The organism is Streptomyces sp. NPDC052020, from assembly GCF_040680575.1.
Classification (GTDB): Bacteria; Actinomycetota; Actinomycetes; order Streptomycetales; family Streptomycetaceae; genus Streptomyces.
Window position 1 is genome coordinate 75121 of the sequence record NZ_JBFAWY010000002.1, and the last position, 26997, is coordinate 102117.

The 26997-nt window shown below is 74.1% G+C and carries 18 protein-coding genes; 6 read left to right on the forward strand and 12 right to left on the reverse strand.

The annotated features are described in order from the left end of the window. Positions 1-37: 37 nt before the first annotated feature. The 3 genes from AB0L74_RS02250 (at position 38) to AB0L74_RS02260 (ending at position 5992) form a co-directional block, all read left to right on the forward strand. Positions 38-778, forward strand: coding sequence for a response regulator transcription factor (locus tag AB0L74_RS02250; protein WP_365644669.1), 741 nt, complete (start codon positions 38-40; stop codon positions 776-778). Next, positions 775-1884, forward strand: coding sequence for an ATP-binding protein (locus AB0L74_RS02255; protein WP_365644671.1), 1110 nt, complete (start codon positions 775-777; stop codon positions 1882-1884). The genes AB0L74_RS02250 and AB0L74_RS02255 overlap by 4 nt, the downstream gene beginning before the upstream one ends. Positions 1885-2176: 292 nt before the next feature. After that, entirely contained in the window at positions 2177-5992 is a 3816-nt protein-coding gene (locus tag AB0L74_RS02260) for a multifunctional oxoglutarate decarboxylase/oxoglutarate dehydrogenase thiamine pyrophosphate-binding subunit/dihydrolipoyllysine-residue succinyltransferase subunit (protein ID WP_365644673.1), read from the forward strand. Between the two features lie 118 nt (positions 5993-6110). Here AB0L74_RS02260 and fxsT read toward each other — a convergent pair whose 3' ends face one another. From fxsT to AB0L74_RS02300, 8 genes are all read right to left on the reverse strand, one after another. Further along, a complete protein-coding gene (gene fxsT / locus AB0L74_RS02265; RefSeq protein ID WP_365644675.1) occupies positions 6111-9152 on the reverse strand; it encodes an FxSxx-COOH system tetratricopeptide repeat protein in 3042 nt (1013 codons plus the stop codon). A gap of 130 nt (positions 9153-9282) precedes the next feature. Next, positions 9283-10719, reverse strand: a complete 1437-nt coding sequence (locus tag AB0L74_RS02270; RefSeq protein WP_365645069.1) for an HEXXH motif-containing putative peptide modification protein — start codon at positions 10717-10719, stop codon at positions 9283-9285. Next, positions 10719-11894, reverse strand: a complete 1176-nt coding sequence (locus AB0L74_RS02275; RefSeq protein WP_365645071.1) for an FxsB family cyclophane-forming radical SAM/SPASM peptide maturase — start codon at positions 11892-11894, stop codon at positions 10719-10721. Before AB0L74_RS02275 ends, AB0L74_RS02270 begins: the two co-directional genes overlap by 1 nt. Positions 11895-12205: 311 nt before the next feature. Beyond that, the gene (fxsA, locus tag AB0L74_RS02280) at positions 12206-12430 is read right to left on the reverse strand and encodes an FxSxx-COOH cyclophane-containing RiPP peptide (protein ID WP_365644677.1); all 225 of its coding nucleotides are present in this window, start codon (positions 12428-12430) and stop codon (positions 12206-12208) included. 42 nt (positions 12431-12472) lie between these two features. After that, positions 12473-15832, reverse strand: coding sequence for an SAV_2336 N-terminal domain-related protein (locus tag AB0L74_RS02285; protein ID WP_365644679.1), 3360 nt, complete (start codon positions 15830-15832; stop codon positions 12473-12475). A gap of 7 nt (positions 15833-15839) precedes the next feature. Beyond that, positions 15840-16862 carry a MoxR family ATPase gene (locus tag AB0L74_RS02290; protein WP_365644681.1) on the reverse strand — a complete coding sequence of 341 codons (1023 nt, stop codon included), beginning with the start codon at positions 16860-16862 and terminating at the stop codon, positions 15840-15842. Positions 16863-17100: 238 nt separating this feature from the next. Beyond that, positions 17101-19212: a trypsin-like peptidase domain-containing protein gene (locus AB0L74_RS02295; protein WP_365644683.1), complete on the reverse strand. Its 2112-nt coding sequence runs from the start codon at positions 19210-19212 to the stop codon at positions 17101-17103. After that, the gene (locus tag AB0L74_RS02300; protein ID WP_365644685.1) at positions 19209-19688 is read right to left on the reverse strand and encodes a CU044_2847 family protein; all 480 of its coding nucleotides are present in this window, start codon (positions 19686-19688) and stop codon (positions 19209-19211) included. The genes AB0L74_RS02295 and AB0L74_RS02300 overlap by 4 nt, the downstream gene beginning before the upstream one ends. A gap of 237 nt (positions 19689-19925) precedes the next feature. Here AB0L74_RS02300 and AB0L74_RS02305 point away from each other — a divergent pair, with 237 nt between their 5' ends. Continuing rightward, entirely contained in the window at positions 19926-20105 is a 180-nt protein-coding gene (locus tag AB0L74_RS02305; protein WP_028420339.1) for a DUF6104 family protein, read from the forward strand. Positions 20106-20292: 187 nt separating this feature from the next. On the opposite strand, the gene AB0L74_RS02310 is transcribed toward AB0L74_RS02305, so the two are convergent. Beyond that, positions 20293-21153 (reverse strand): hypothetical protein, encoded by an 861-nt coding sequence (locus AB0L74_RS02310; RefSeq protein WP_365644688.1) that lies wholly within the window; start codon positions 21151-21153, stop codon positions 20293-20295. A gap of 216 nt (positions 21154-21369) precedes the next feature. Here AB0L74_RS02310 and AB0L74_RS02315 point away from each other — a divergent pair, with 216 nt between their 5' ends. Together AB0L74_RS02315 and AB0L74_RS02320 are read left to right on the forward strand one after the other, a co-directional pair. After that, positions 21370-22320 carry a DUF4097 family beta strand repeat-containing protein gene (locus AB0L74_RS02315; RefSeq protein ID WP_365644690.1) on the forward strand — a complete coding sequence of 317 codons (951 nt, stop codon included), beginning with the start codon at positions 21370-21372 and terminating at the stop codon, positions 22318-22320. 1 nt (position 22321) lies between these two features. Continuing rightward, positions 22322-23401, forward strand: coding sequence for a PadR family transcriptional regulator (locus tag AB0L74_RS02320; protein ID WP_365644692.1), 1080 nt, complete (start codon positions 22322-22324; stop codon positions 23399-23401). 121 nt (positions 23402-23522) lie between these two features. On the opposite strand, the gene AB0L74_RS02325 is transcribed toward AB0L74_RS02320, so the two are convergent. From AB0L74_RS02325 to AB0L74_RS02335, 3 genes are all read right to left on the reverse strand, one after another. Beyond that, positions 23523-24053, reverse strand: a complete 531-nt coding sequence (locus AB0L74_RS02325) for a Clp protease N-terminal domain-containing protein (RefSeq protein WP_365644694.1) — start codon at positions 24051-24053, stop codon at positions 23523-23525. Between the two features lie 119 nt (positions 24054-24172). After that, positions 24173-25141 carry a zinc-binding dehydrogenase gene (locus AB0L74_RS02330; protein WP_365644696.1) on the reverse strand — a complete coding sequence of 323 codons (969 nt, stop codon included), beginning with the start codon at positions 25139-25141 and terminating at the stop codon, positions 24173-24175. 254 nt (positions 25142-25395) lie between these two features. Continuing rightward, positions 25396-26631: an NADP-dependent malic enzyme gene (locus tag AB0L74_RS02335; protein WP_365644698.1), complete on the reverse strand. Its 1236-nt coding sequence runs from the start codon at positions 26629-26631 to the stop codon at positions 25396-25398. Between the last annotated feature and the right edge of the window lie 366 nt (positions 26632-26997).

A 26997-nucleotide genomic window follows, 5' to 3' on the forward strand; every position in this document is an offset into this window, starting at 1 on the left:
CCCACTGATTCCGGTAAGCACACCTCAGGGGCGGGCGATGGAGCAGACACACACCTCCCACAACGGCACGGCGACGGCTACCCCGGGCGCGCAGCGCCGGGTGCTGGTGGTCGAGGACGACCAGACGATCGTGGACGCCATCGCGACCCGCCTGCGCGCCGAGGGATTCCTGGTGCAAACGGCGGGCGACGGGCCGGCCGCCGTGGACACCGCCGAGGCGTGGCAGCCCGACCTGCTGATCCTCGACATCATGCTGCCGGGGTTCGACGGCCTGGAGGTCTGCCGGCGTGTGCAGGCGCAGCGCCCGGTGCCGGTGCTGATGCTCACCGCGCGCGACGACGAGACGGACATGCTGGTCGGGCTCGGCGTCGGGGCCGACGACTACATGACCAAGCCGTTCTCCATGCGGGAGCTGGCCGCCCGGGTGCACGTGCTGCTGCGCCGGGTGGAGCGGGCCGCGCTGGCCGCCGCGACGCCGCGCACCGGCATCCTGCGCCTGGGTGAGCTGGAGATCGACCACGCCCAGCGCCGGGTGCGGGTGAAGTCCGAGGACGTACACCTGACGCCGACCGAGTTCGACCTGCTGGTCTGCCTGGCGAACACGCCGCGCGCGGTGCTCTCCCGTGAGCAGCTTCTCGCGGAGGTGTGGGACTGGGCGGACGCCTCCGGCACCCGGACCGTCGACAGCCACATCAAGGCGCTGCGGCGGAAGATCGGCGCCGAGCGCATCCGCACCGTGCACGGCGTGGGCTACGCCCTGGAGACGCCGACGCCATGAGCGAGGGGCGTCAGGCCGCACGGAGGAGCCCCGGGGACCCCTGGGGCGGCGTACGCCCGTTCTCGATCAAGACCAAGCTGGGTGCGCTGGTCGTCATCTCGGTGCTCATCACCACCGGCCTGATGCTGGTGGCCATGCGCACCGAGACCGAGCTGCGGTTCATCACGGTCTTCTCGATGATCGCCACGCTGCTGATCACGCAGTTCGTGGCGCACTCGCTCACCGCGCCGCTGGACGAGATGAACACGGTGGCGCGGTCCATCTCGCACGGCGACTACAGCCGCCGGGTGCGCGAGAACCGCCGTGACGAGCTGGGCGACCTGGCCGTCACTATCAACCGCATGGCCGACGAGCTGGAGGCCCAGGACCGCCAGCGCAAGGAGCTGGTGGCCAACGTCTCGCACGAGCTGCGCACCCCCATCGCGGGCCTGCGCGCGGTGCTGGAGAACATCGTCGACGGGGTCACCGAGGCCGACCCCGAGACCATGAGGACGGCCCTCGGGCAGACCGAGCGGCTCGGCCGGCTGGTGGAGACGCTGCTGGACCTGTCCCGCCTGGACAACGGCGTCGTACCGCTGAAGCGGCGGCGTTTCGAGGTGTGGCCGTACCTGTCCGGAGTGCTGAAGGAGGCCAACATGGTCGCCTCGGTGCGCGCGGGCATCGCGTCGGGTTCCGGCGGCCACACCCGCACGGACGTCCATCTGCACCTCGACGTCTCCCCGCCGGAGCTGACCGCGCACGCGGACCCCGAGCGCATCCACCAGGTCGTCGCCAACCTCATCGACAACGCGGTCAAGCACAGCCCGCCGCACGGCCGGGTGACGGTCAAGGCGCGGCGCGGCCAGGGCCCGGACTCGCTGGAGCTGGAGGTCCTGGACGAGGGTCCGGGCATCCCGCGGTCGGAGTGGCACCGGGTCTTCGAGCGGTTCAACCGCGGTTCCGTGAGCCGCCCGCACGGTCCCGGCAGCGACGGCGGCACGGGGCTGGGCCTGGCGATCGCGCGCTGGGCGGTGGATCTGCACGGCGGCCGGATCGGCGTGGCCGAATCCGAGCGAGGTTGCCGGATTCTTGTCACCCTTCCGGGCCCCTCTTCTATGCCAAGTTGACGTAAAGTTCGAAGCGGAGCCCCAAGATCCATAAGCGTCCCCGCTGGTCGACGGCGGGTGGACCCGGGCGAGGGGGCACAGGCCCGCGCGCACCGCGCGCCGGGTCGCACTGCCCCCTTGCCTGTTGAGGCGGAACCCCGCTTGTTTCCCGCCATTTCGAGCGGCGAAACACACTCCCAGATGTGACTTGCGCGACGTTGCGCGGGCCCGGTCTGACCTTCCCGCTCTTGGAGGCGTAGCCTTTATTCCCGCTGTCCATCACCTTGTGAAGCGGAAGAGGGCGGTTGCCGCCGTGTCGCCACAGTCCCCCAGTAACTCGAGCTCCCCCACGACCGACACCGACCGGGCGGGCAAGAACCCCGCCGCCGCGTTCGGTGCCAACGAGTGGCTCGTCGACGAGATCTATCAGCAGTACCTCCAGGACCCGAACTCCGTGGACCGAGCCTGGTGGGACTTCTTCGCCGACTACAAGCCGGGGGCGGCCACCGCCCAGGCTGCGTCGGGTGCCGCGGCCACGGGGGCCGCGGAGGCCACCAGCACGGCCCAGCCCGCCCCGGCCGCGCCGGCCCCGGCTCGGGCCCAGGCCCCCGCCCAGGCCCAGGCTCCGGCTCCGGCCGCCCCGGCGAAGCCCGCCGCGGCCCCGGCCCCCGCCGCGCGGCCGGCCGCCAAGCCCGCCGCCGAGGCCGCGAAGCCGGCGGCCAGGCCGCAGCCGAAGGCCGCGCCCGCCAAGGCGCCCGCCGAGGGCCCCGAGCTGGTGACCCTGCGCGGTCCCGCGGCGGCCGTCGCGAAGAACATGGACGCCTCGCTGGAGATGCCGACGGCCACCTCGGTCCGCGCCGTCCCGGTGAAGCTGCTGTTCGACAACCGCATCGTCATCAACAACCACCTCAAGCGCGCCCGCGGCGGGAAGATCTCCTTCACGCACCTCATCGGGTACGCGATGGTGCAGGCCATCAAGGCCATGCCGGCCATGAACTGGTCGTACGGCGTCAAGGACGGCAAGCCGACCCTGATCAAGCCGGAGCACGTCAACCTCGGCCTCGCCATCGACCTGGTCAAGCCCAACGGCGACCGCCAGCTCGTCGTCGCGGCGATCAAGAAGGCCGAGACGCTGAACTTCTTCGAGTTCTGGCAGGCCTACGAGGACATCGTCCGCCGCGCCCGCGAGGGCAAGCTGACGATGGACGACTTCACCGGCGTGACGGTCTCCCTGACCAACCCCGGCGGCCTCGGCACCGTCCACTCCGTCCCGCGCCTGATGCCCGGCCAGTCGGTGATCATGGGCGTCGGCTCCATGGACTACCCGGCCGAGTTCCAGGGCACCAGCCAGGACACGCTCAACAAGCTGGGCATCTCCAAGGTCATGACCCTGACGTCGACCTACGACCACCGGGTCATCCAGGGCGCCGCCTCCGGCGAGTTCCTGCGCGTCGTCGCCAACCTGCTGCTCGGCGAGAACGGCTTCTACGACGACATCTTCGAGGCGCTGCGCATCCCCTACGAGCCGGTCCGCTGGCTCAAGGACATCGACGCCAGCCACGACGACGACGTCACCAAGGCCGCCCGCGTCTTCGAGCTGATCCACTCCTACCGGGTCCGCGGCCACGTCATGGCCGACACCGACCCGCTGGAGTACCAGCAGCGCAAGCACCCCGACCTGGACATCACCGAGCACGGGCTCACCCTGTGGGACCTGGAGCGCGAGTTCGCCGTCGGCGGCTTCGCCGGCAAGTCGATGATGAAGCTGCGCGACATCCTCGGCGTGCTGCGCGACTCGTACTGCCGCACCACCGGCATCGAGTTCATGCACATCCAGGACCCCAAGCAGCGCAAGTGGATCCAGGACCGCGTGGAGCGCCCGCACGCCAAGCCCGAGCGCGAGGAGCAGCTGCGCATCCTGCGCCGGCTGAACGCGGCGGAGGCGTTCGAGACCTTCCTCCAGACGAAGTACGTCGGCCAGAAGCGCTTCTCGCTGGAGGGCGGCGAGTCCGTCATCCCGCTGCTGGACGCGGTGCTGGACTCGGCGGCCGAGTCCCGCCTGGACGAGGTCGTCATCGGCATGGCCCACCGCGGCCGGCTGAACGTGCTGGCCAACATCGTCGGCAAGTCCTACGCGCAGATCTTCCGCGAGTTCGAGGGCAACCTCGACCCGAAGTCGATGCACGGCTCCGGCGACGTGAAGTACCACCTGGGCGCCGAGGGCACCTTCACCGGCCTGGACGGCGAGCAGATCAAGGTCTCCCTGGTCGCCAACCCCTCCCACCTGGAGGCCGTCGACCCGGTCCTGGAGGGCGTCGCCCGCGCCAAGCAGGACATCATCAACAAGGGCGGCACGGACTTCACCGTCCTGCCGGTGGCGATCCACGGCGACGCGGCCTTCGCGGGCCAGGGCGTGGTGGCCGAGACCCTGAACATGTCGCAGCTGCGCGGCTACCGCACCGGCGGCACGGTCCACATCGTCATCAACAACCAGGTCGGCTTCACCGCGGCCCCGGAGTCCTCGCGCTCCTCCATGTACGCCACCGACGTGGCGCGCATGATCGAGGCCCCGATCTTCCACGTCAACGGCGACGACCCGGAGGCGTGCGTCCGCGTGGCGCGGCTCGCCTTCGAGTTCCGCCAGGCGTTCAACAAGGACGTGGTGATCGACCTCATCTGCTACCGCCGCCGCGGTCACAACGAGTCGGACAACCCGGCCTTCACCCAGCCGCTGATGTACGACCTGATCGACAAGAAGCGCTCGGTGCGCAAGCTGTACACCGAGTCCCTCATCGGTCGCGGCGACATCACCCTGGAGGAGGCCGAGCAGGCCCTTCAGGACTACCAGGGCCAGCTGGAGAAGGTCTTCACCGAGGTCCGGGAGGCCACCTCGCAGCCGTCCGCCGCGGAGCCCTCCGACCCGCAGGCCGAGTTCCCGGTCGCCGTGAACACCGCGGTGACCACGGAGACCGTCAAGCGGATCGCCGAGTCCCAGGTCAACATCCCCGACCACATCACCGTCCACCCGCGTCTGCTGCCGCAGCTCCAGCGCCGGGCGACGATGGTCGAGGACGGCACGATCGACTGGGGCATGGGCGAGACCCTCGCCTTCGGCTCCCTGCTGCTGGAGGGCGTCCCGGTCCGCCTGGCGGGCCAGGACTCCCAGCGCGGCACCTTCGGCCAGCGCCACGCGGTCATCATCGACCGCAACACCGGCGAGGAGTACACGCCGCTCCAGTACCTCTCCGAGGACCAGGCGCGGCTGAACGTGTACAACTCGCTGCTGTCGGAGTACGCGGCGATGGGCTTCGAGTACGGTTACTCGCTGGCCCGCCCGGACGCGCTGGTGCTGTGGGAGGCCCAGTTCGGCGACTTCGTCAACGGCGCGCAGACGGTCGTGGACGAGTTCATCTCCTCCGCGGAGCAGAAGTGGGGCCAGACCTCCGGTGTCGTCCTGCTCCTCCCGCACGGCTACGAGGGCCAGGGCCCGGACCACTCCTCGGCCCGCCCGGAGCGCTTCCTCCAGCTGTGCGCCCAGAACAACATGACGGTCGCCATGCCGACGTCGCCGTCGAACTACTTCCACCTCCTGCGGTGGCAGGTGCACAACCCGCACCACAAGCCGCTGGTCGTCTTCACCCCGAAGTCGATGCTGCGCCTGAAGGCGGCGGCCTCGAAGGCGGAGGAGTTCACCACCGGCCAGTTCCGCCCGGTCATCGGCGACGCCTCCGTCGACGCGGCCGCGGTCAAGAAGGTCGTCTTCTGCTCCGGCAAGGTCTACTACGACCTCGACGCCGAGCGGAAGAAGCGCGGTGTGACGGACACGGCGATCATCCGCATCGAGCGCCTGTACCCGCTGCCGGGTGCCGAGCTCCAGGCGGAGATCGCCAAGTACCCGAACGCCGAGAAGTACCTGTGGGCCCAGGAGGAGCCGGCGAACCAGGGTGCCTGGCCGTTCATCGCGCTCAACCTGATCGACCACCTGGACCTGGCGGTCGGCGCCGACGTCCCGCACGGCGAGCGCCTGCGCCGCATCTCGCGGCCGCACGGCTCGTCCCCGGCGGTCGGTTCGGCGAAGCGGCACCAGGCCGAGCAGGAGCAGCTGGTGCGTGAGGTGTTCGAGGCGTAGCCGCCCGGACCCGTACCGCCGAAGGGCCCGCCCCCCGGGGATCTCCCCGGGGGGCGGGCCCTTCCGGCCGTCCTGGCGGCCCGGCGGCCGGAGCGTTCGGCCGGCGCCGGGGCGTGGGTCAGGTGATCTGGGGTTCGAAGTCCCAGTGCGGGCGGGTGCGGGCGCGGGCGGAGACGGTGTGCGGGTGCCGGTTGCCCAGGGTCGCGTCGAAGTCGGACAGGGCCTCCTGCTCCACCTTCTCGGCCTGCTGGCGGTCGCGCAGGGCTCTGAGGTCCGCCGCGTACGCGATGCGCGCGGACAGCGTGAGCGGGTGGGTGCGGCCGAGCGACGCGACGGCCCGGGCGGCCGTGTCCCTGGTGAGATCGGCGGCGCCCTCGACGTCGCCGACGAGGTTGCGCAGCGCGGAGGCGTTCAGGGCGCAGCCGAGGGTCCAGGGGTGGTCCTCCCCCACGGCCCCGGTCATCTCGGCCAGCGCCTGCTCGATCAGGGCGTGGCTGTGCTCCCGCTCCCCGACGTTGCGCAGGATCAGCGCCTGGTTGGCGCGGGCGCCGGCGATGAAGGGGTGCCCCTCGGCGAGCATCACCTCGTAGCGGGCGACGATGGCCTCGCTCAGTTCGCGGGCCTGGTCGATGTCGCCGTGTTCCCGGGCGTAGCAGCTCTGGCTCGTCGCGAAGATCAGCGTCAGCGGGTGGGTCTCGCCGAGCACGCGCTCCCCGCGCTCCAGGACGCTGGTGAGCAGCGGCCCCGGTTCCTCCCGCTCGTCGGCGTGGTCCCGGGTGCGGTCGCGGTCGCCCAGGCGGTAGCGGCACACCGCGAGGTTGTGCTCCGCCCTGAGGGTCTGGGGATTGTCGCGCCCCATCACGATGCGGTTCTCGCGGACGTTCTTGCGCTGGACGGACTCGGCCTCGGCGTAGCGGCCCAGCAGCCGCAGGTCGACGGCGTAGGCGATCTCCGAGCTGAGCGCCCACGGATGCCGGGGCCGCAGCAGCTGGCGGCGGGCCTCCATGGTCTGCCGCTCGACCTCCAGCGTCTCCTCGTAGCGGCCGAGCAGGCGCAGGGAGACGGCCAGGTTGTTCTGGGCGTTGAGGGTGCGCGAGTCCTGGTCGCCGAGCAGCTCGCGGTAGGCCGCCAGCACCCACTGGGACAGCTCCAGCGCCTCCTCGTAGCGGCCCAGCCCGCGCAGGTCGCCGGCGAGCCCGGCGGCGGCGCGCAGATGCTCCAGGTCCTGCGGTCCGCGCTCCTCGCGCAGATACTCGACGGCACCGCGGCTGAGCGCCTCGGTGCGCGCGTAGTCGCCGACGGCGCGCAGCAGGTTGGTGTAGTGGTAGATCAGCTCCCAGATCCTCGGGTGGGTCTCGCCCAGGAGGGAGCGCCAGGACTTCAGGGCCCGTTCGCCGAGTTTGATCCCGGCCCGGTACTCCCCGGAGAAGTACATGTACCTCAGGCAGTTGAAGACCAGCCGCTGCACCTGCCGGTCCGTGCTCTTGAGGACGTCGGCGTACTTCAGGTGCGGCACGATCTCGGCGTAGCCGGGCCACAGGTCGGGGTCGGTGGGGCGGCGCGGGTCGGCCGCGGCGAGGGCGCGGCGGACGACGTCGATGAACTCGCGCCGGTCGTGGTCCGGCATGTCCTTGTGCACGATCTGGTGGACCATGCGGTGCAGGTAGAGCGACTCGCCGGCGGAGACGGACTCGTCGACGGATGCCTCGTGGGACTCCAGGCGCACCACGGAGTACGTGCGCAGCTGGTTGACCGCCTTGTTCCACAGCAGCGGGTCGTTGAGGAGTCCGGCGAGCTGCTCGGGCAGTTCGTCGGCGGGCATCTCCTTCAGCAGCCGCACGGGGATGAAGCCGGGGGCGAAGAAGGTGCACAGGCGCAGCAGGTCGACCGATTCGGGGACGGTCTCGCGGAGTTTGTTCAGCAGTATCGACCAGGCGGTCTGGAAGGCGAGCGGGAAGTCCGCCGACACCTTGACGACGTCGCTGTCGATGCCGCCCTCCAGCAGGGCGATGTACTCGCGCACCGACAGGTCGGAGTCGTTCAGCCAGCCCGCCGTCTGGTCCAGCAGCAGCGGCAGGTCCTCCAGGGCCTCGGCGAGCTGGTCGGCCTCCGGCTCGGTCAGCCGTGGCGCGCGGCGGCGGATGAAGGCCACCGACTCGTCGCGGGCGTAGACCGGGACCTCCAGCAGCCGGCTGTTGTGCTCGCCCCACTCCGGGTTGCGGGAGGTGATGATCACGTGTCCCGGTCCGGTCGGTACGAGGTCCCAGATCTGGTCGGGTTCGTCCGCGCCGTCGAGGATGAGCAGCCACCGCGAGTAGGGCTCGCCCCGGCGCAGCGCGTCCCGGACGGCGCGCAGCCGCTCGCCGTACTCCTGGCCGGTCTGCAAACCCAGCTTGGGTGCCAGTTCCGCCAGCTGCCGCCGGTAGGTGACGCGCTTCTCCGCGTTCACCCACCACACCACGTCGTACTCCGAGCCGAACCGGTGCGCGTACTCGGCGGCCAGCTGGGTCTTGCCGACCCCGGACATGCCGTGGAAGGTGACCACGCCGGCGCCCGGGTCGGCGCGCTGCAACGTGCTGTACGCCTCGTTGAACAACGTCTCGCGGCCGGTGAAGCGCGTGTTCCGGCGGGGTACGGCGCCCCAGACGTCCGGCATCGACGCCGGGAACCGCGGGCCGCGCCGCTCCTGCGAGGCCGTCTGGACCAGCGGCGCCGACGACAGGTCCAGCCGGTCCAGCAGGCGCCGTTCCGCTTCCTCGGCGCCCATGTTGGTCAGGTCGACGGGCGCGAGGACCGCGGCGGCGGACGGCACGGACGCCGTGGTCACCGACACGGCCGCGAACCGGGACGGGTCGGGGGCGACGACCTCGCGCAGGGCCTCGTTCCACTCCTCGTGGGTGCGGGGCCCGAGCTGGAAGTACCACTCGCTGACGATGATGAGGATGCGGCCCTCGGCGAGTCGCAGGTCGCGCAGCAGATCCACCAGGGGGACCTCGGCCGGGGACTCCCACCGCAGGTACACCACCCGCACGCCGCGCCGCTCCAGCCGGTCCCCCATCCAGACCGCCCATGCCCGGTTGAACCCGGCGAAGTGGATTGTGACCGTCTGTCTGGCGGTCCCTCTCTCGGTCGGTTCGACCGGCTCACGAGCTCCAGACATGCAGCGTCCTCCAGCGCGTAGTACCTCGGAATCCTAGGACCTCGGCGCGCCGCGCGTAAGTCCGCGACCGACGCCGCACACACCTCGGTCCGACGATCTTTCCGCACCTGATGGCGCCGCGCAGGCATCCTCACTCATTCGGACGCGGCAGCGCGGGAGCGTGACGCCGCCTCCACAGGGCGCGCGCCGCCCTGACGTACGCCTGGGCGCGCGCCGTGTGGCCGCGGGGCGCCGGGTGTTCGGCCAGGCGTTCGTAGGTGGCGGCCATCTCGTCGACGAAGCGGCGCCCGCGCGGTGTGAGGTCGGGCGAGCCGACGAGGGCGGGCAGCGCGGCGCCCACCTGGGCGTGGTAGCGCGCGTGCTGGGCCCACGCCCACTCCCGGTCGGGCCGCCTGGTGAGGAGCGCCCGGCGCTGGTAGAAGGCGGCCATCGCGAGGTGGGAGTAGGTGCCCTGGAGCAGGCCGTCGTAGGGGCGGGGGTCGGGGCGCCAGGGGGCGAAGTAGCGCGGCTCCGGGTCCGCCTGGTGGAGGGTCAGGAGGTCGCTGAGTGCGGCCAGTTTGGCGTGCTGGAGTTCGTGGACGACGGTCGCGGCGAAGGTCACGGGGTCGGGCGGGGTGCTGCTGAGCAGGGCGCCGAACGCCTCGCGCCGGGTGGCGCTGCAACTGCCCCGGCCGGCGCCGATGTCGGGCGGCACCCCCAGGGGGACCAGGCAGCGCAGCAGCGCGGCGGTCTCGGCGAGGCGGTGGGCACCGCCCGACCGCAGCGCGGCGGCCGCGCCCGACCATGCCTGGTGCCACCGTTTGCGCTCGGCTTCGTCGAGGGTGACGGGGCGGCTGGCGGTGCCGTACCGGGGGCCGTCGGGCAGGTCGCGGTAGGGGTCGAGGTCGTCCAGGGGCAGGGGCGGGGACGCGGGGAGCAGTCCGGGCAGCGCGTGGGCGGGGGTCCAGGCCAGCGCGCCGGACCAGGCGCCGACGCCGCTCTCCAGGTGGACGGTCACATCGGGCGCGTCGGGCTGGCGGAGGGTCATCCGGTCGCCGTCGTAGGTGACGTCGACGGGCGCGTCGCCGCTCGCGGCCGTGTGCAGCGCGCCGAGGGAGGGCAGGGTGAGCACCCCGTCGCGGGCGGTGAGCCGGGTGGTGAAGGACAGGCCGGCGCGTGCTGCGGCGACGGCGGCGAGGGCGCTGAAGTGGGCGAGGTCGCGGGCCGGCCGGCGGCCGCCTCCGTCCAGGGCGCGCAGGCAGGAGCGGGCCCAGGGGCCGGTGAGCGGGTGGAAGAGGCGGTCGCGGGCGGGGGCCGGCGGGGGTGCCGGGGAGCCCGTACGGGGGTCGCGCGGGGCCGGTGCCCCCGCCCGGTCCGCCGCGGCGAGCAGGGCCCAGTCCTCCCGCAGCCGGGCCTTCTGGCCGGGCGTGCACACGGACCGGTCGGCCCCTTCGGCCGCGTCGAGCACGGCGCGCAGCAGGAGCAGCCGCCGGGTGTGCTGGTCGCGCACGAGGAGGGCCAGCGTGCCGGGGCCGCCCTCGGTGCGGGCCAGTTCGAGGAGGGCCCGGTCCGGGACCGGTGGAAACATCACGGAGTGCCCCCTTCGGACAGGGACGAGGAGGAGGACGGCGGCGCGGAGGACGGCGGGGACGCGGGCGGGGCCGGGGACGGGCCGGGGGCCGCGGCGCGGGCCAGGCGCGCGGCCACGTGGCGGATGAAGTACTGGAGGTCGGCGCAGTACACGGAGGGATTCCGGAAGCCGTGCCCGGCGCGGTAGCGGTGCGCGTAGTGGCCGCCTCCGCAGACCCGCAGCAGCGGGCAGGCCCGGCATTGCGGGGCGAGGGCCGCCGCGCCCGCCTGCCGGGCGGCCACGCCGGGGTGCCGCAGCGCCTGGTCGAAGGAGTTCCGGAACACGTCGAGGCCGGTGTGCGCGGCGCCGGGGTAGGCCGACTTGAGCGAGTCGACCTGCTCGATCGAGCCGTCGGTCTCCACCACGACCGCGTCGAAGGGCGCCAGTCCCAGCGCCTCGGTGGCCGCCGGAAGTCCCAGCAGCAGCGCCACGCACTCCTCGAAGAGCCGCACCCGGACCTCCCGCCGGCCCGCCGTCCACCAGCGGTCGAAGACGGCGCAGAGCCAGGCGCCGTAGCGGACGCCGCCCAGGCGCGGCGGGGGCGCGGACCAGTTGCCGTGCGGCAGCAGCAGGTGGAGTGCGGGCGGGCGCAGGGTGAGGAGCGACTCGTACGCCGCCACCGGGTCCAGGTCCGGGTCGACGACGGTGAGGATGCCCGCGTACGACTCCGGGAAGCGCTCGGCGGTCAGGCGGGCGCCACGTGCGGCGGCGGGCCAGGACGGGCGGCCCGCGTGGTCGACGCGCCGCCTGTTGTGCGCGGCCGTGCCCCCGTCGAGGCTGATGCCGACGCGGATGCCGGCGCCGGCCAGCACGGCGAGGCGCTCCTCGGTCAGCAGGGTGCCGTTGGTCTGGACGGTGGCGTGGACCGCGCAGCCGCCGGGGACGCGCTCGCGCACCCGGGCGGTGAAGCGGGCGAGGGTGCCGGCGCCCGCGAGGAGGGGCTCGCCGCCGTGCAGGACGAGGGCGAGGGCGGGGAGCGCGTGGGCGCGCGCGTGCTCGGCGATGCGGGCGGCGGTGCGGTCCAGGACGCCGGCGGGGGCGGCGGCGGGGCGGGAGCGCCAGGTGCTGTCGGGCCCCTCGTAGAGGTAGCAGTAGGTGCAGGCCAGGTTGCAGCGTCCGTGCGCCTTGACGATGAACTGCCGGAACGGAAGCGCGGCATCCGGCCGGGCCGGCCGCCCGGGGCGTGCGGGATGCGGATCGGTGGCTGCTTCTCCAGACACTCCAGCACCCCCATGCCGTGCGGCCCGCGCTGCCGCGACGCCCGTACCCACGGGGCCGCGCCGCACGGGGCCGCATCCCCGTACGGCACGCGCCCGAAACCCGGGGCGATCAGGGTTGTCCGAAGTGTCGACAAAGACGATCGGGAGTTGTCGCTAAATGACCGTCAGGGCGCCTTCTTCCCACCACCACCGCGCGCCGACGCGAGAGGAGTCAGAAGGAGTTGTCAGAAGGAGTTGTCGAACCCCCAGAGCATCTCGCTCCGCTCGGCCGCCCTGGCCCGCAACTCGCCCACCACCTCGCGCAGCACCGGGTGTTCGAGGGTGCCGAGCTCCGCCAGATCCAGGGTCAGCAGGTCCGGCAGCGGCTCCCCGGGACCCGGGGCCGCCGGCAGCGGCTCCCCGGTGACCGAAGGTGCCGCGGGCGGCCAGGACTCGTTGCGTGCTTCCATACCCCGTTCCCCTCTCCCTGCCGTGCCGGGTCCCGGCCCGGCTCACTCCAGCGCGGCCAGCCGCTGTGCCGTCTGCCGTGCGGTCGGCTCGCCCGTGCCCAGGCTGCCGTCCGGCAGCCGCGCCCACTGCGCCTGGGCCGCGCGGTAGGCGTCCCGGGCCGCGCGGGGGCGGGCAGCCGCTTCGTAGGACATACCCCGCCAGTGGTGTGCCTGCGCGGCCAGCTCCACGGCCTCCTGGCGGCGCCGCTCCGTCTCGGCCTCCTCCTCCGCCCTGCGGGCCGACTCGGCGGCGGCCCGGAAGGCGTCGACCGCCACGTCCAGGCGCGTCGCGCGGCCGAGGCTGCGGTACGCCTCGTACTGGGCCTGCCCCAGCTCCAGCCGGCACCGGGCGGCCAGCAGCGGGTCGTCCGCGCCGGCCGCCGCCAGCCCGAAGAGGTACTCGGCCTCCCGCAGGTCCACCCGGTCGCCGCGCGCCCCGTACCGCAGCATCAGCGCCCGCCCGAGCAGCAGCAGCCGGCGGGCGAGCCGACGGCTGCCCGCGGGGGTCTCCATCCGGCAGTCCCGCAGCACCCGGATGGCCCGGGAGAGCTGCTCCCGGGAGCGCGCGCCGCTCTCCAGCCCGGCGAGCCGCAGCAGCACCTCGCCCCATTCGGCGAGCACGTCGGCGTGCGTGGGCGCGTCGCGCGGCAGCCGCTGCGCGGCCTGCGCGAAACGGTCGGCGGCGCGCTGGAGCTCGGCCGGCTCTCCCGACTCGGTGTGGCGCGCGACGGCGATGCGTGCGGCACGGACCAGCAGGGCCGCGCGCTGCCCCTGCTCCCGTACGGCCCCGAGCGCCTCGTCGACCCGGGCCTGGGCCACCTCCAGCGGGCCGCCCGCGCCCAGCAGCGCGTCGGCCAGGTCGGTCAGGATGCGCACCCGGGCGCGGACCGACTCCGCGGTGTCCCGCCGTTCCCCGGTCTCCAGGGCGGTGCCGAGCGACTGGGCGGCCTGCTCGGCGTACAGGCGGGCCTGGGCCGGGTCGGCGGTGACCTCCGACAGGCGCAGCAGCGTCCGGCCGTGGGCAAGGGGCAGTCCGGGCGGGCGGCTGCCCCGGTCGGGCCAGGCGTCGGCGAACGCCTCCAGCATGCCGACCGCGCCTTGCAGGAGGGCGCTGTCGCCGCCCAGGCGCCACTGCGCCTCCAGGGCACCGACCCGTTCCAGGGTGAGCCGCAGCGCCTCCTCGTCGTCGAGCCCGGGTGCCGCGCAGGCCACCGCGTACTCGCGGTCGGCGCGGCGCAGCAGCTCCAGCGCGCCGGGCCGGTCGCCGCGGCGCCGGGCGTCGGTGGCCGCGGCGTGCAGCACGCGCGCGAGGACGGCGCGTTCGCGCAGCGCGCGGGGGTGCGCGGCGGCGCGTTCGGCGGCCCGCTCCGCCTCCTGGAGCAGGGCCGTGCCGCCCTGCACCTCCCACAGCCGCAGGGTGCAGTGCGCGTACTCGGCCCACAGCCGCGGGTCCGCGCCGGGCGGCCGCTCGTGTTCGGTGGCCCCGCGCAGCAGCTGCACCGCGTCGATGACGTCCTGGACCATGCCCTCGGCGTCGAACCGGGCGAGCAGGGCGCGGGCCCGGGTGACCGCCTGGTGCGGGGGCCGTTCCGCGGCCGGCCGCGGGTCCGCCCGGCCGCCGTCGTAGGGGGCGAACCGCTCGGGCAGCGGCATGAACCGCTCCAGCACCCGGGCCGCGATCTCCGCGAAGGGCTGCGGGACCGGGTCGCCCTCGCCGTTGCCGCCCGTCTCGCCGGGGTAGCCGGTGCCGTGCGTGTACGGGCGTCCCGCGCCCGCGTCGCCGAGCTGGGCCAGGGCGAGGGCCGGGAAGTTGGGGCCGCCCTTGCCGAAGCGCTGCTCTATGTATTCGGAGCAGTGCTTGAGCACGAGCACGGCCTCGTCGCGGCCCAGGCGGGACAGCAGGGCGTCCCGTACGTCGGGCTCGATCTCGTACCAGTGGGTGCCGTCGCCGTGGTCGGTGCCGGCCCGGGTGACCAGGCCGCCGACCAGGACCTCGGCGAGTTCGGCGGGGCCGGAGTCGGGCAGCATGGTGCGCTGCACCAGCTGCATCACCGGCAGGGACAGCGGGGCCGCCGCCAGGTAGACGGCCAGGCGCCCCGCGGCCGGGGAGGCGCCGGAGCTGAACCGGCTGACCCTCTCGAACGGCGTCCGCCGCCGGTCGGGGCGCGCGGCCGGGGCGGGCGGCTGGTCGGCGCGCACCCAGCCCACGGCGCCCGGCACCGGCCCGGCTCCGGCCCCGGACAGCAGGCGCGCCCAGGAGCCGAGGGCGACCGGTTCGGGCGGCAGCACCGGCACCGGCAGCGCGCCCCGGCGGGCCTCGGCCGGCACTCCGGCGGCGGTGCGCACCCGCAGCGCGGCGGCGCCGCCCAGGGTGTCGCCCCGGGAGAGCTCGCCGAAGGTGACCGGGAGCCGGGTGCGGTTCCACATGCGCTGCGGCAGCGGCTGGAGCACGGCGACCGGGCCCTGCCGGGACAGGTGGTGCAGGAGCCGGTGGGCGTGGCCGCTGTGCCACAGGGGGCCCGCGCAGTCGCTGACGAGCACGATGATGCGGCGTCCGGTCGGGTCGCTGAGCCGGTCCGCCGAGTGCAGCGGCGCGGCGAGCGCGTCGGGACTGCGGCTGACGGCCGGGGCACCGCCCGGATCCTGGTGCAGATGGCTGACCTGGATGTCGGAGAAGGCGCCCAACCGGGAGAACACCTGCTCCAGTTCGGCGAAGAGGCGGTCCCATACGCGCATCGAGGACGAGGCGTCCATCACCAGCTGCAACCGCGCGTCGCCGCGCAGCACATGGCGGTGGACGGGCAGGATCAGCCCGCCGGCCTCGGCGCTCGCCTCCGCCGTCGCGACCTCGTCGAGTTCGGTGCGCCGCGGCGGGGCGGCGCTGCGGTAGCCCTGCAACGGGCGCAGCGCCCGCTGGAGTTCGAGCGGGGCGGGCAGGACGGGTGCGGCCGGTACGCCCACCGGCAGGGCGCGGGCGCGGCCCGGTCCCGGCGTCCGCGGCGCCCCGTCGCGCGGCACGGGGTAGAGGGCGACCCGCGGGCCGGCCGGGTCCGCGTACGGCCGCGGTTCCGGCGCCGGGGTCGGGGTGTCGTCCGGCGGCGGCAGGGGGCGGACGGGCGGCGGCTCGACCGGTGGCACGATCCGCCCGCCGGGCGGGGGAGCGTCGTCCGGGGCGTTGGCCGGCCGGGTCCAGCGGGCCAGCCAGAGGGCGTCGCACAGCTGCTCGGCGTCCGGGTCGAGATGGATCTCCCGCAGCCGGAGGATGAGTTCGGCGAGGGGGTCGCTCCCGGGCAGGCCGGTGTGCCCGGCCCCGGGTCCGTCGCCGGGGGTGAGAGGACCGTGCCGCGCCGCTGCGTCGGTCATCGGCGGATCACCTCGGGCGGTCGAGCCGCTGGATGAGCAGGTCGGCGAGCCGGTCGCGGCTGGGCGGGGCGGCGGCGTCGGTGAGGTAGATGGCGTTCAGCAGCTGGTCCGCGGCCAGGAGTTCGCTGCGGGAGCGCTCCAGGAACCGGGTGATCAGGTCGTCGCCGGCCCGGGCCGCCTCGTCGCCCAGGTGGGCCCGGACGAAGGTGGCCAGCCGGTTGTGGTCGGGGCGGCCCAGTTCCAGGTGGATGCACCGGCGCATCAGGGGCGCCGGGAAGTCGCGTTCGCCGTTGCTGGTGAGGACGACGAAGGGGAAGGCCCGGCAGCGTACCCGGCCGTCGCGCACCCGTACCTTCACGCCGTCCGCGGTGAGCACCTCCGCCTCGCCGTCCGGCAGCCGGTCGGCGATGCGTTCCAGTTCGGGGATGGCGAACTCGCCCTCCTCCAGCACGTTGAGCAGGTCGTTGGGCAGGTCGATGTCGCTCTTGTCCAGCTCGTCGATGAGCAGCACGCGCGGGGTGTCGGAGGGCAGCAGCGCGGTGCCGAGGGGGCCGAGCCGGATGTAGCTGCCGATGCCCTCGATGGCGCCGGGCGACCCGGCGGCCGCGCCGTAACCGCCCTGGGCGGCGATCTGCACGTCCTGTAGGCGGGCGATGGCGTCGTAGTGGTAGAGACCGTCCTGGAGGGTGGAGCGGCTGACGATGGACCAGCGCAGCACCGCGCCCAGGCCCAGCTCGTACGCCACCGAGTGGGCCAGGGTGCTCTTGCCCGCGCCGGGGCTGCCGGTGACGAGCAGGGGACGGCGCAGATACAGCGCCGCGTTGATCATCTCCAGCTCCTCGGCGCCGGGCCGGTGCAGTTCCGCCAGATGCCGGTGGGCACCGAGCCTGCGGTCCTCGGACCCGTCGCCCGAGCCCGCCGCCTCCCGGCTGGAAAAGTCCCGCCAGGGGGGAGGGTCGGGCAGCCGCCCGATGCCGTCGTGCGGTTCACCGGCGCCCCGGTAGATGAGCCACTCGCTGGATTCGGTCATGATCCGGTCCTCGTCGTCACTCGTCCGCTGGGCCGTGTCGTCGTACTCGTCGTGCTCCCGCCGTCCGCCCGGAGAGGGGCCCTCGCCGCGCCCGGTGCGGGGCGGCGGGCCGGCCCGGCGGCGCGGGGCGGGCGGGAACGCGGCGGCACGACCCGGGGGCGGCCGTCCGGAGGTCCCGTACCGGGGCGATGCCCGAGGGGGCCCGGCACGAGGCCGGGGGGCACGGTGGCCGATGCCGTCACGGGGCCTCCAGCAGGTCGCCCGTGCCGGGCAGGGGCTGATGGGGGTCGTCGTACAGCAGTGCTATGCCGTCGGCCCAGAAGGCCTCCGGCCGCCCGGAACGCAGCCGGGACCGCAGGGCGTGCACCGCGTCCGGCAGGCGGTAGGCGCTGGACGGGCCCGCGATCTCGTCGAACGAGCCGCGGTGGAACTCCCCGCAGACCGTGTCCGGCCGCCCGCGCGGGCGGCGCCACAGGGCCACGCCGAAACCGCCGCGCACTATCCGGGCGAGCGCCGCGGCGTCGTCCTCGTAGCGGTGGTCGCCCCAGCGGCACAGCACGGGCACGGTGCCGTGGGACAGGCCGCGCAGCTGCTCCACGGGCGGTACGGGTTTGCGCAGGCCCTCGTCGCAGTCGAGTACCTCGGCCTTCGCCCGGTGGGCGTGCAGCCAGCGCCAGCGGGCCCGGCGCTCCTCGTCGATGTCCAGGGGATCGGTGCCGTACGGCCCGGCCTCGTCGTCCTCGGGGATCTGGTCCCGGTCGGAGCAGCGCAGCACCACCGGGCGCAGCACTCCCAGCGGCGGCTCGTCGGGGCGCGGCCGCCAGTCGTCCACGTCCAGGCCGAGCAGCGGGTGCGGCAGGGCCACCTGGAGGACGGCGGGCCGGCCGGGCTCGTCGCAGCGGCGGAACGCCTCCGCGAGCGGGGCCGCCAGAGCCGCGGGCAGCCCGGCCAGCGGGGCGCGTTCGGCCTCTTCCAGGCGGATCGCCTCACCGCCGGGCGGGACGACACAGACCGACCAGTCGCAGCGGTCCGGCTCCCAGTGCCGCTGGACCAGCTCCAGCAGCACACACGGCTGGGTGGTGCGCGCGTCGTCCCGGTCCGGTCCGCCGCCGGGCCGCCCGGTGCCGGGAGCCGCCCCGGCGGGCCTGCCCGACAGGAAGCCGTTGATCCGCTGCGCGGCGAGGCTGCGGCGGTGCCGGACGCCGAGCCGCTGCGCGGCCTGCCACGCCCAGTCCCACAGCGCCTCCTCCGCCTCCGGGGTGCTGGGCGTCACGAACGGGCGCTCGGCGGCCATGGCCCGCACCGCGTAGTCGAGGACGAGATCGAGCGCGCCGTCGCCCCGCGCGCACTCGTACAGGGCGCCGAGTCCGTCCCGCCAGCCGCGCGGCGCGGGCAGCGGCAGGGGCGTCTGGAAGTCCGGCAGGGAGTCGAGGATGCCGAGCAGGGCACGGGTGCTGGCCGGCGGCGGCAGGTCCGCGAGGCGGCCGAGCAGCTGGACGCGCTCGTCGGGGGTCAGGGTGCGGCCCGGCCGGGCGCCGAGCTGGCTCTGCACGTCGACCCAGGTGTGGCGGCGGCCGTCCGGATGGCGCTGCCGGTCCCGGTGGTAGCGGTCGTGGGCGTGGAAGACGGCCTGGTAGAGGTCGTCGTGCTCGGCGCGGGGGGCGTCCGGGGGCACCGGCAGCGTCCGCAGCTGCTCCAGGCCGGTGGAGGTGCCGCCGCGCGCGTGACGGGAGCGCGATTTCAGCACGCCGATGACCTCGCCGCGCACCGGGTCGATCACGGGTCCGCCCGAGACGCCGTGCGGCAGGTCGTTCTCACCGAGCCGCATCTGCACGTCCGTGGACCATCCGCCGATGGTGCCCTGCACGCTGAGCGGGCCGTCCAGGAATTGCAGCCGCCCCTCCACCACGGTCCAGCCGGCGTAGAGGACCCTGCCCTCGCCGAAGTACGCCGCCGGGCGCTCGGAGACGTACACGCACTCGTGGTCCACCGGCTCGCTCAGCCGGACGAGGGCGAGGTCGGGGGCGGGCCAGTTGCCGGAGACGGGCCCGGCCCGCTCCGGCAGCGTGGCCACCACGGTGCCGGGGACCGCGGACATGCCCAGGCCCGGCGCGGACTCGTACACCACCACGATCCCGCCCCCCTCCCCGCCGCAGGCCACGTGTGCGCAGGTCAGAACCCAGCTGGGGGCGACGAAGAAGCCGCTCCCGAGGAACGTCCCGGGCTCGTCGAGGGCATACCCGACGTCCGCCCGATGAATGCGCACGGTCGAGGCCATGACGAGTTCACGGAGCGCACGGCGGGCGGCATCCGGGGCGGTCGACGCGCCGGGGGCGTGCCCCTCCGTCATGCCCCGCCCCCGGCGGAGGTGCCGCGGGCATCACCGCGCCCCGAAGCGCCGGGGGACGCACCGGCGCGCGAGGCGCCGGACGCGCCGGGGGGTACGCCCCCGGCGCCGTCGCCCGGCGCGTCCGGATCCGGCGGGCCGCCGTTCCAGGTGAGGGTGACCGTGATGCCGGCCTTGGCCTCTCCGTCGGCGAGCAGGCCCACGACCTTGCCCGCCTTGGCGGTCAGCTCGATGCCGAACTGCACGCTCACCTCGTCGGGCCGGACCGCGCGCAGCGGCTCCGCCAGTGACCGCGCGACACCGGTCACGAGCGCGTTCAGGCTCTCCACGCTCGCCTCGACCCGCTCGGCGAACCCGGTGTCGCTGTACGACAGCTCACCGGGCGGTGCGGACAGGTCAGCTCCGCCCGAGATCCGGGCCCACACCGGGGTCCCGTCCGGTAAGGCGATGCGCGCCACCCGCGTCACTTCTTGTCCCATGGAACTCCCCCGTTCCCCGTGTTCCCCCGGCACCGGTGGTCCTGTGAGGCTAGCTCCAGGGTTCCTCCGGCGCGAGAGTCCCGGCGGCCCCACGGGCCGCCCGTCCGCTGCGCCTATCCTTTTCCTGTCTTCTCTCACACCCGGCGGAAAGACCTCAGTTCTTCTTCCCGCGGGGAATGGGGTCCTTCCCGCTCGGGAGGCTCCCTATCCCCGCACCGACCCGACGGAGCACGACCCATGTACTTCACCGACCGCGGCATCGAGGAGCTGGAGAAGCGGCGCGGCGAGGAGGAGATCACCTTCGAGTGGCTCGCCGAGCAGCTGCGCACGTTCGTCGACCTGAACCCGGACTTCGAGGTGCCGGTGGAGCGGCTGGCCACCTGGCTGGCGCGGCTGGACGACGAGGACGACGAGTAGCGGGTCCGCCGGGGCGCCCGCCGCCCCTCGCGGCTTCCGTACGGGGGCGGGGGCGTGACACGGGTTCGAGCGGCGCGGTACGAGGTCGCCGCCTCGTGCCGGTCGCGCGCGTGGGCGTGCCGTACCGGTCACGCGGGCGCGTGCGTGAGTGCCGCGCGCGCCGGCCGGGGCCGGGCCCGCCGACGGGTCAGCGCCCGTGCTCCGCGCCCGCGCGTGCGAGGTCGTACGTGAGTCCGAGGGCGCCGTGGCCCACGAGCAGCGCCCCCGCCGTCAGCCAGCCGCCGCTGCGGTGCCGCATCCCCCACGTGATCAGCGGCAGGCCGGCCGCCACCTGCGCCAGCGCCAGGGCTCGGGCCCTGGCACCGCCCGCCCGGGGCAGCCAGGGACCGAGGCGGCCGGCGTCGACGGCGCCGAGCCGCGCCCGGACCGCCTCACGGCCGCCCGGCCGCTCGACCTGGAGAACGTCACCCCGGCCGCGGACGGCGTCCCGGAGGCGGTCGGCGGACGCACCGGCCTCCAGCCCACCGGGCAGGGCGACCCCCGCGCGCGTGAGGACGGCCAGCAGGCCGTGCAGGCGGGCCCGGGCGTCGGACGCGGGGTCGGGTGCCGCGAGCCGGTCGAGCGTCTGCGCGTCCAGCACCGGGTCGAGGCCCAGACGGGCTGCGAAGGTGCGCATCGCCTCGTCCTCGCCGGCCGGGGTGCCGTCCGCGAGCCACACGTAGCCGACGGGGCGGCGGAATCCGGAGGCGAGGGTGAAGCCGGCGTGATCGGCGTCCCACCACAGCGCGAGGACCGGCCAGGGGGCGCCCACGGCGAGGGCGGCGGCCCAGCCGGTGAGGACCCGGTCGACGGGTTCGCCGCCGTGCCGCCACGGCGTGCCCTCCGGAACGAGCACGCTCCATTTCCCGCCCGCGCCGGCGAGGAGCATGCGCTCGCGCAGCAGCGGGGCGACGAGGGCGACGGAATCCGGCGCCGCCCGGCACAGCAGCAGCGCGCCCGGCGCGGGGCCGCCCCGGTGTCCGTCCGGGGCATCTTCCGTCGACGACATGGTCACAAAGTAGGGCAAGCGGCCCGTACGAGCCCATTGATGATCACCGAAACGAGTGCCTTGACTTCGCCAGACCGCGATATATCGTGTGTATGGCGGGATGCGATCGGATGCGATATGGCGCGTCCCGCCCAGGTCCGGTCGTCCGCCCCCGCACGGCCCGGCCCGATCTGGCCCGCACCGGCCCGTCCCGGCCCGTTCCAGGAGGTCTGCCTCATGTCCGATTGGTCCGTCACGGAGCCGGTGAAGCTGTCCTTCGCGGAGCCCCCGCGCGCGCTCCACATCCGCATCGTCGACGGCACGGTGAACGTGGTGGGGACCGACGAGGGTTCCGCCCGCCTGGAGGTCTCCGAGCTCGAAGGCCCGCCACTGATCGTGACCGAGAAGGACGGCACGCTCACGGTGGCCTACGAGGACCTGCCCCGGCAGAGCTTCCTCGCATGGCTGGATCCCAAGGGCCGGCGGCGCAGCGCCGTGGTCTCGCTGGCCGTCCCGGCGCGCACGCAGGTGGAGGTGGGCACGGTCGGCGCCGCGGCCGTGATCTCCGGGATCCAGGGGCGGGCCGAGGTGAGAGGCGTGTCCGGGGACACCGCGCTGGTGGGCCTCGCGGGCCCGGTCCGGGCCGACACGGTCTCGGGGAACCTGGAGGCCCAGGCTCTCACCGGAGAACTGCGCTTCCACTCCGTCTCCGGTGACCTGACCGTGGTGGAGGCGGGCTCCGCGGTCAGGGCCGACTCGGTGAGCGGCTCCATGATCCTCGATCTGGACCCGTCGAGCCGCCCCACCGACGTCGCCCTGACCAGCGTCTCGGGTGAGATCGCCATCCGGCTGCCCCACCCGGCCGACGCGGAGGTGGAGGCCAACACGGCCGGCGGGGCGGTCTCCAGCGCCTTCGAGGACCTGCGGGTCACCGGCCAGTGGGGCACCAAGCGCGTCACCGGCCGCCTCGGCGCGGGCAACGGCAGACTGAGGGCGACGACGGTCACCGGCTCCATCGCCCTGCTGCGCAGGCCGGCGACGGAGGAGGAGCGAGGGGGCGGGGAGCCGCCCGGGACCGGTCCGGCGGGCGGCCCGCAGGACCGCCCGGGAGACAATCCCCTTTCCGGCCGCGGCGGCGGAGCCACCGACGCCCCGGCCGACGGCACGACCCACAAGAAGGTGCTCTGACATGCCTCCCGTCTTCGCCCACGGCCGCCTCCGCCTCTACCTCCTGAAGCTGCTCGACGAGGCCCCCCGTCACGGCTACGAGGTGATCAGGCTTCTCGAAGAACGCTTCCAGGGCCTGTACGCCCCCTCGGCGGGCACGGTCTACCCGCGCCTGGCCAAGCTGGAGGCCGAGGGACTGGTCACCCACACCAGCGAGGGCGGCCGCAAGGTGTACTCCATCACCGACACCGGACGCGCCGAGCTGGCCGACCGCAGCGGCGAGCTGGCCGATCTGGAGCTGGAGATCCGCGAGTCCGTCGCCGAGCTCGCCGCCGAGATCCGCGCGGACGTGCGCGGCGCGGCGGGCGACCTGCGCCGCGAGATGCGGGCCGCGGCCGGCCAGGCCCGCCGGGGCACCGGCACTCCGCCGGGCGACGGGCCCTCCTCCCCCTTCGGCGACTTCGCGCACCTCGGCGACAAGGACGCCTGGCGGGCCGCCAAGGAGGAGATGCGGCGCGCCAAGCAGGAGTGGAAGGAACAGGCCCGGCGCGCCAAGGACGAGAGCCGCCGGGCCCGTGAGGAGGCCGAGCGCGCCCGGCGCCAGGCCAAGGAGGCGCAGGAGCGGGCCCGGGCCCAGGCGCAGGAAGAGGTCCAGCGCATCGCGCGGCGGATCCAGGAGCAGGTACAAGGCCACTTCACGCGGGGCGACTGGCCGACGGGACTGCGTGAGGGACTGACCGAACTGGCCAAGGAATTCGGCGAGTTCGGCAAGGAATTCGGTTTCACCCGGCCCGGCCCCGGCACGTCGGCACCCCGGCCGGAGCACTCCCAGCCCCGGGAGCACTCCCCCGCCCCGGAGTACTCCCACACCACGGAGGACTTCCCGGCCGGCTACGTGCCGGCCTGGGCCCACGACAACGCCGCCGGCACCTCCGGCGACCCGGCCCGCGATCTGGACCGTCTGCTGGACCGCTTCCGGGACGACATCCGCGACGCCGCCCGCGATCACGGCGTCACACCCGACCAGTTCCGTGAGGCCCGGCGCCATCTGTCGGCGGCGGCGGCCCGCATAGGGGCGCTCCTGCGGGCGCCGAACCCCTGACCCGGCCGCACGCCCTCGGCGGCGCCCCGCCCGAAGCCCCCGGAACACCCGGAGCGCCGCCGACGGGAACGCCGCCGGGAACTCGCGCGGCGCGTACGGCCCCTCCCGCACCCCGGCGCCCTCACCCCGCCTCGGCCGGCCCCGCCCCGTCCAGCACCCCGGCCACCGACTCATAGGTGACCCCCTGATCGGCGAGCACCTCGGCGGCCACGCCCGGCCGCGCGGTCAGGGCGAGCAGGATGTGCTCGTCGCCGATGTGCCGCTCACGCCGGGCCAGGGCGATCCGCAGGGCCTTCTCCAGCACCTCCTTGGCATCCCGCCCGAAGCCGCGCCGCCCCGACCACCAGCCCTTGTCCCTCCGGTCCCCGGCCATCGCACCGGTGCCGTGGACCTCCTCCACCCGGGCGACGATCCGCGAGACGTCGATCCCCAGACCGGCGAGGGCGTCGGTCTCCGCCCGCGAGAGACCGGCCCGCCGCCGCGCCTCACCCAACGCCCGCCGCACCGCCTCCCCCCGCCCGTCGATCCCCAGCGCCGCCAGTGCGTACGCTCCCCGGCCGCCCCGGCGCTCCAGCAGCGCCAGCAGCAGATGCCCGGCGCCGACGGTCCGCTCCCCCGCCCCCTCGGCCTGCGCGACGGCCCCCCGCACCACGGCACGGGCGTCCTTCCGTCAACCCTCGTTGACACATCACCCGCGCCGAACAAACCGAACGGCGGGCCCGGGCATCACACACCCGAACCCGCCGTGAACGGAGCGACCCGCGGGGACCGTCAGGAACCCGTCGTGAGCACGATCTTGCCGAACTGCTCCCCGGACTCCATCCGCGCGAAGCCCTCCCGCGCCCGCTCCATCGGCAGCACCTCGTCGATGACGGGACGCACCCCGGTGGCGGCGCAGAACGACAGCAGATCCTCCAGCTCGTCCCTGGTGCCCATCGTGGACCCGACGACCTTGAGCTCCAGGAAGAAGATCCGGGTCAGTTCCGCGTGCGAGGGCCGGTCACCGCTGGTGGCACCGGAGATCACCAGCGTGCCGCCGGGCCGCAGCGACTTCACCGAGTGCGACCAGGTGGCGGCCCCCACGGTCTCGATCACGGCGTCGACCCGCTGCGGCAGCCGCGCGCCCGGCTCCACCGCCTCCACCGCCCCGAGCTCCACGGCCCGCTTCCGCTTGGCCTCGTCCCGGCTGGTGGCGAAGACCCGCAGCCCCGCGGCCTTGCCGAGCACGATCGCGGCCGTGGCGACACCCCCGCCGGCACCCTGCACCAGCACCGAGTCACCCGGACGCACCCCGGCGTTGGTGAACAGCATGCGGTACGCCGTCAGCCACGCCGTCGGCAGACAGGCGGCCTCTTCGAACGACAGCTCCTTCGGCTTGGGCAGCACGTTCCACGTGGGCACGGCCACCTGTTCGGCGAACGTGCCCTGGTAGCGCTCGGTGAGGATCGAACGGGGCTCCCCGGGCCCGACCCCGTGCCCGCTCTGCCCGATGACGGAGTGCAGGACGACCTCGTTGCCGTCCTCGTCGACACCGGCGGCGTCGCAGCCGAGGATCATCGGCAGCCGGTCCTCGGGGAGGCCGACACCGCGCAGGGACCACAGGTCGTGATGGTTGAGGGAAGCGGCTCTGACCTGGACGACGCTCCAGCCGGGACGGGCCTCGGGGGCCGGGCGCTCCCCCAGCTCCAGGCCGGTGAGCGGCTGGTCGCGGTCGATTCGGGCGGCGTAGACAGCGAACATGACCTTGACGATAGGGTCCGCGCCCGCCATCCGGAACCACGCGCCCCTGTGACACACACCCTCTTGCGCGCCGCTCGCGGCCGCCCCCCGGGGGGGCACCCTCACCCGCCCCGCGCACAACGAAGAGGACGGTTCCGCCCACCCGGGCGAAACCGTCCTCGACACGTCACCTCACGGCGCCATCGCCGGTCACGACGTCCTGTCGGTCATGACGCCACGCCGGTTCACGACGCCGCGTCAGTCGCGACGCCGCGTCACCGCCGGGCGACGCCCTCCGCCCGCGCGGCAGCCGCCACCGCGGCCGTGACCGCCGGCGCGACCCGCTCGTCGAACGGCGACGGAATGACGTAGTCCGCCGCGAGGTCGTCGCCGACCACGGCGGCCAGCGCCTCCGCCGCCGCGAGCTTCATGCCCTCGGTGATCCGGGACGCCCGCACCTGGAGCGCGCCGGCGAAGATGCCGGGGAACGCCAGCACGTTGTTGATCTGGTTGGGGAAGTCCGAACGCCCGGTCGCCACCACGGCCGCGTACTTGTGCGCGACGTCGGGGTGCACCTCGGGGTTCGGGTTGGCCATCGCGAACACGAACGCGCCCTTGGCCATCGAGGCCACCGCCGGCTCCGGCACCGTACCCCCGGAGACGCCGATGAAGACGTCGGCGTCCTTCAGCGCGGACTCCAGCGATCCGGTGAGCCCCGCCTTGTTCGTGAACTCGGCCAGCTCCCGCTTCACCGGCGTCAGATCGTCCCGGTCCGCCGAGACGATGCCCTTGCGGTCGGCCACGGCGACATCCCCGATACCGGCCTCGACCAGCATCTTCGCGATGGCGACACCGGCCGCGCCCGCGCCCGAGATCACCGCCCGCAGCTCACCCAGCGTCCGCCCGCTCAGCCGCGCGGCGTTCCGCAGGGCCGCCAGGGTCACGACCGCCGTACCGTGCTGGTCGTCGTGGAAGACCGGGATGTCCAGCCGCTCCTGCAGCTTCCGCTCGATCTCGAAGCACCGCGGCGCCGAGATGTCCTCCAGGTTCACACCGCCGAACGAGGGCGCGAGCCGCACCACCGTCTCGACGATCTCGTCGGCGTCCGTGCAGTCCAGCGCGATCGGAACGGCGTCCACGCCGCCGAACTGCTTGAACAGGATCGCCTTCCCCTCCATCACCGGAAGGGAGGCCTGCGGCCCGATGTCCCCGAGGCCCAGCACGGCCGTACCGTCGGTCACGACCGCCACGACCGACGACTTCCACGTGTAGTCGTGGACCAGGTCCGGCTGCTCGGCGATGGCGCTGCACACCTTCGCGACGCCCGGCGTGTACGCCAGGGACAGGTCGTCCTTGTCACGGACCGGCACGGTGGCCTGCACGGCCATCTTGCCGCCGCGATGCAGCGCGAACGCCGGATCGAAGGAATCCAGGGGCTCCGCACCGCCCTCCTGGTCCTTACCGTTCTCCTGACTGCTCGCGCTGCGAGGATTGACGATCTCCGCTGCCACTTCGTTTACCCCTTAGCTTTTCTTGTCGTGAGGGTGTGTCCACTCCTGGTGAGGAGCGGGTGGGACCGCGCAAGCCCTGACCGTTGGATGCGTACGAGCGCTTACGCGACGGGCGCGCCGCACACGCGCCCTGAGCCCCGGATGAGGGGTGTAAAGAACCTTCTTACCCGACGGACGCCCCCGCCGACGAGTCCATTCGGAGCAAGCTCACATCACGGACCTCGAAGGTCGCCCACAGGTCACCCGGGGATCACAGCGGCGCCATGGGTCCGTGACATCCCTCATAGTCATACATTCGGACAAGGTCCCGCCGAGGTCTTGACAAACCCGCGGAAGACACACGCGGACAATGAGGGAGAGTCGGCC

What these genes read in the sequence shown, in the direction of transcription:
- AB0L74_RS02250 (WP_365644669.1), top strand. Translation starts at nt 38, where the DNA reads ATGGAGCAGACACACACCTCCCACAACGGCACGGCGACGGCTACCCCG.
- AB0L74_RS02255 (WP_365644671.1), top strand. Translation starts at nt 775, where the DNA reads ATGAGCGAGGGGCGTCAGGCCGCACGGAGGAGCCCCGGGGACCCCTGG.
- fxsT (WP_365644675.1), bottom strand. Translation starts at nt 9,152, where the DNA reads ATGTCTGGAGCTCGTGAGCCGGTCGAACCGACCGAGAGAGGGACCGCC.
- AB0L74_RS02270 (WP_365645069.1), bottom strand. Translation starts at nt 10,719, where the DNA reads ATGTTTCCACCGGTCCCGGACCGGGCCCTCCTCGAACTGGCCCGCACC.
- fxsA (WP_365644677.1), bottom strand. Translation starts at nt 12,430, where the DNA reads ATGGAAGCACGCAACGAGTCCTGGCCGCCCGCGGCACCTTCGGTCACC.
- AB0L74_RS02285 (WP_365644679.1), bottom strand. Translation starts at nt 15,832, where the DNA reads ATGACCGACGCAGCGGCGCGGCACGGTCCTCTCACCCCCGGCGACGGA.
- AB0L74_RS02290 (WP_365644681.1), bottom strand. Translation starts at nt 16,862, where the DNA reads ATGACCGAATCCAGCGAGTGGCTCATCTACCGGGGCGCCGGTGAACCG.
- AB0L74_RS02295 (WP_365644683.1), bottom strand. Translation starts at nt 19,212, where the DNA reads ATGACGGAGGGGCACGCCCCCGGCGCGTCGACCGCCCCGGATGCCGCC.
- AB0L74_RS02300 (WP_365644685.1), bottom strand. Translation starts at nt 19,688, where the DNA reads ATGGGACAAGAAGTGACGCGGGTGGCGCGCATCGCCTTACCGGACGGG.
- AB0L74_RS02305 (WP_028420339.1), top strand. Translation starts at nt 19,926, where the DNA reads ATGTACTTCACCGACCGCGGCATCGAGGAGCTGGAGAAGCGGCGCGGC.
- AB0L74_RS02310 (WP_365644688.1), bottom strand. Translation starts at nt 21,153, where the DNA reads ATGTCGTCGACGGAAGATGCCCCGGACGGACACCGGGGCGGCCCCGCG.
- AB0L74_RS02315 (WP_365644690.1), top strand. Translation starts at nt 21,370, where the DNA reads ATGTCCGATTGGTCCGTCACGGAGCCGGTGAAGCTGTCCTTCGCGGAG.
- AB0L74_RS02320 (WP_365644692.1), top strand. Translation starts at nt 22,322, where the DNA reads ATGCCTCCCGTCTTCGCCCACGGCCGCCTCCGCCTCTACCTCCTGAAG.
- AB0L74_RS02330 (WP_365644696.1), bottom strand. Translation starts at nt 25,141, where the DNA reads ATGTTCGCTGTCTACGCCGCCCGAATCGACCGCGACCAGCCGCTCACC.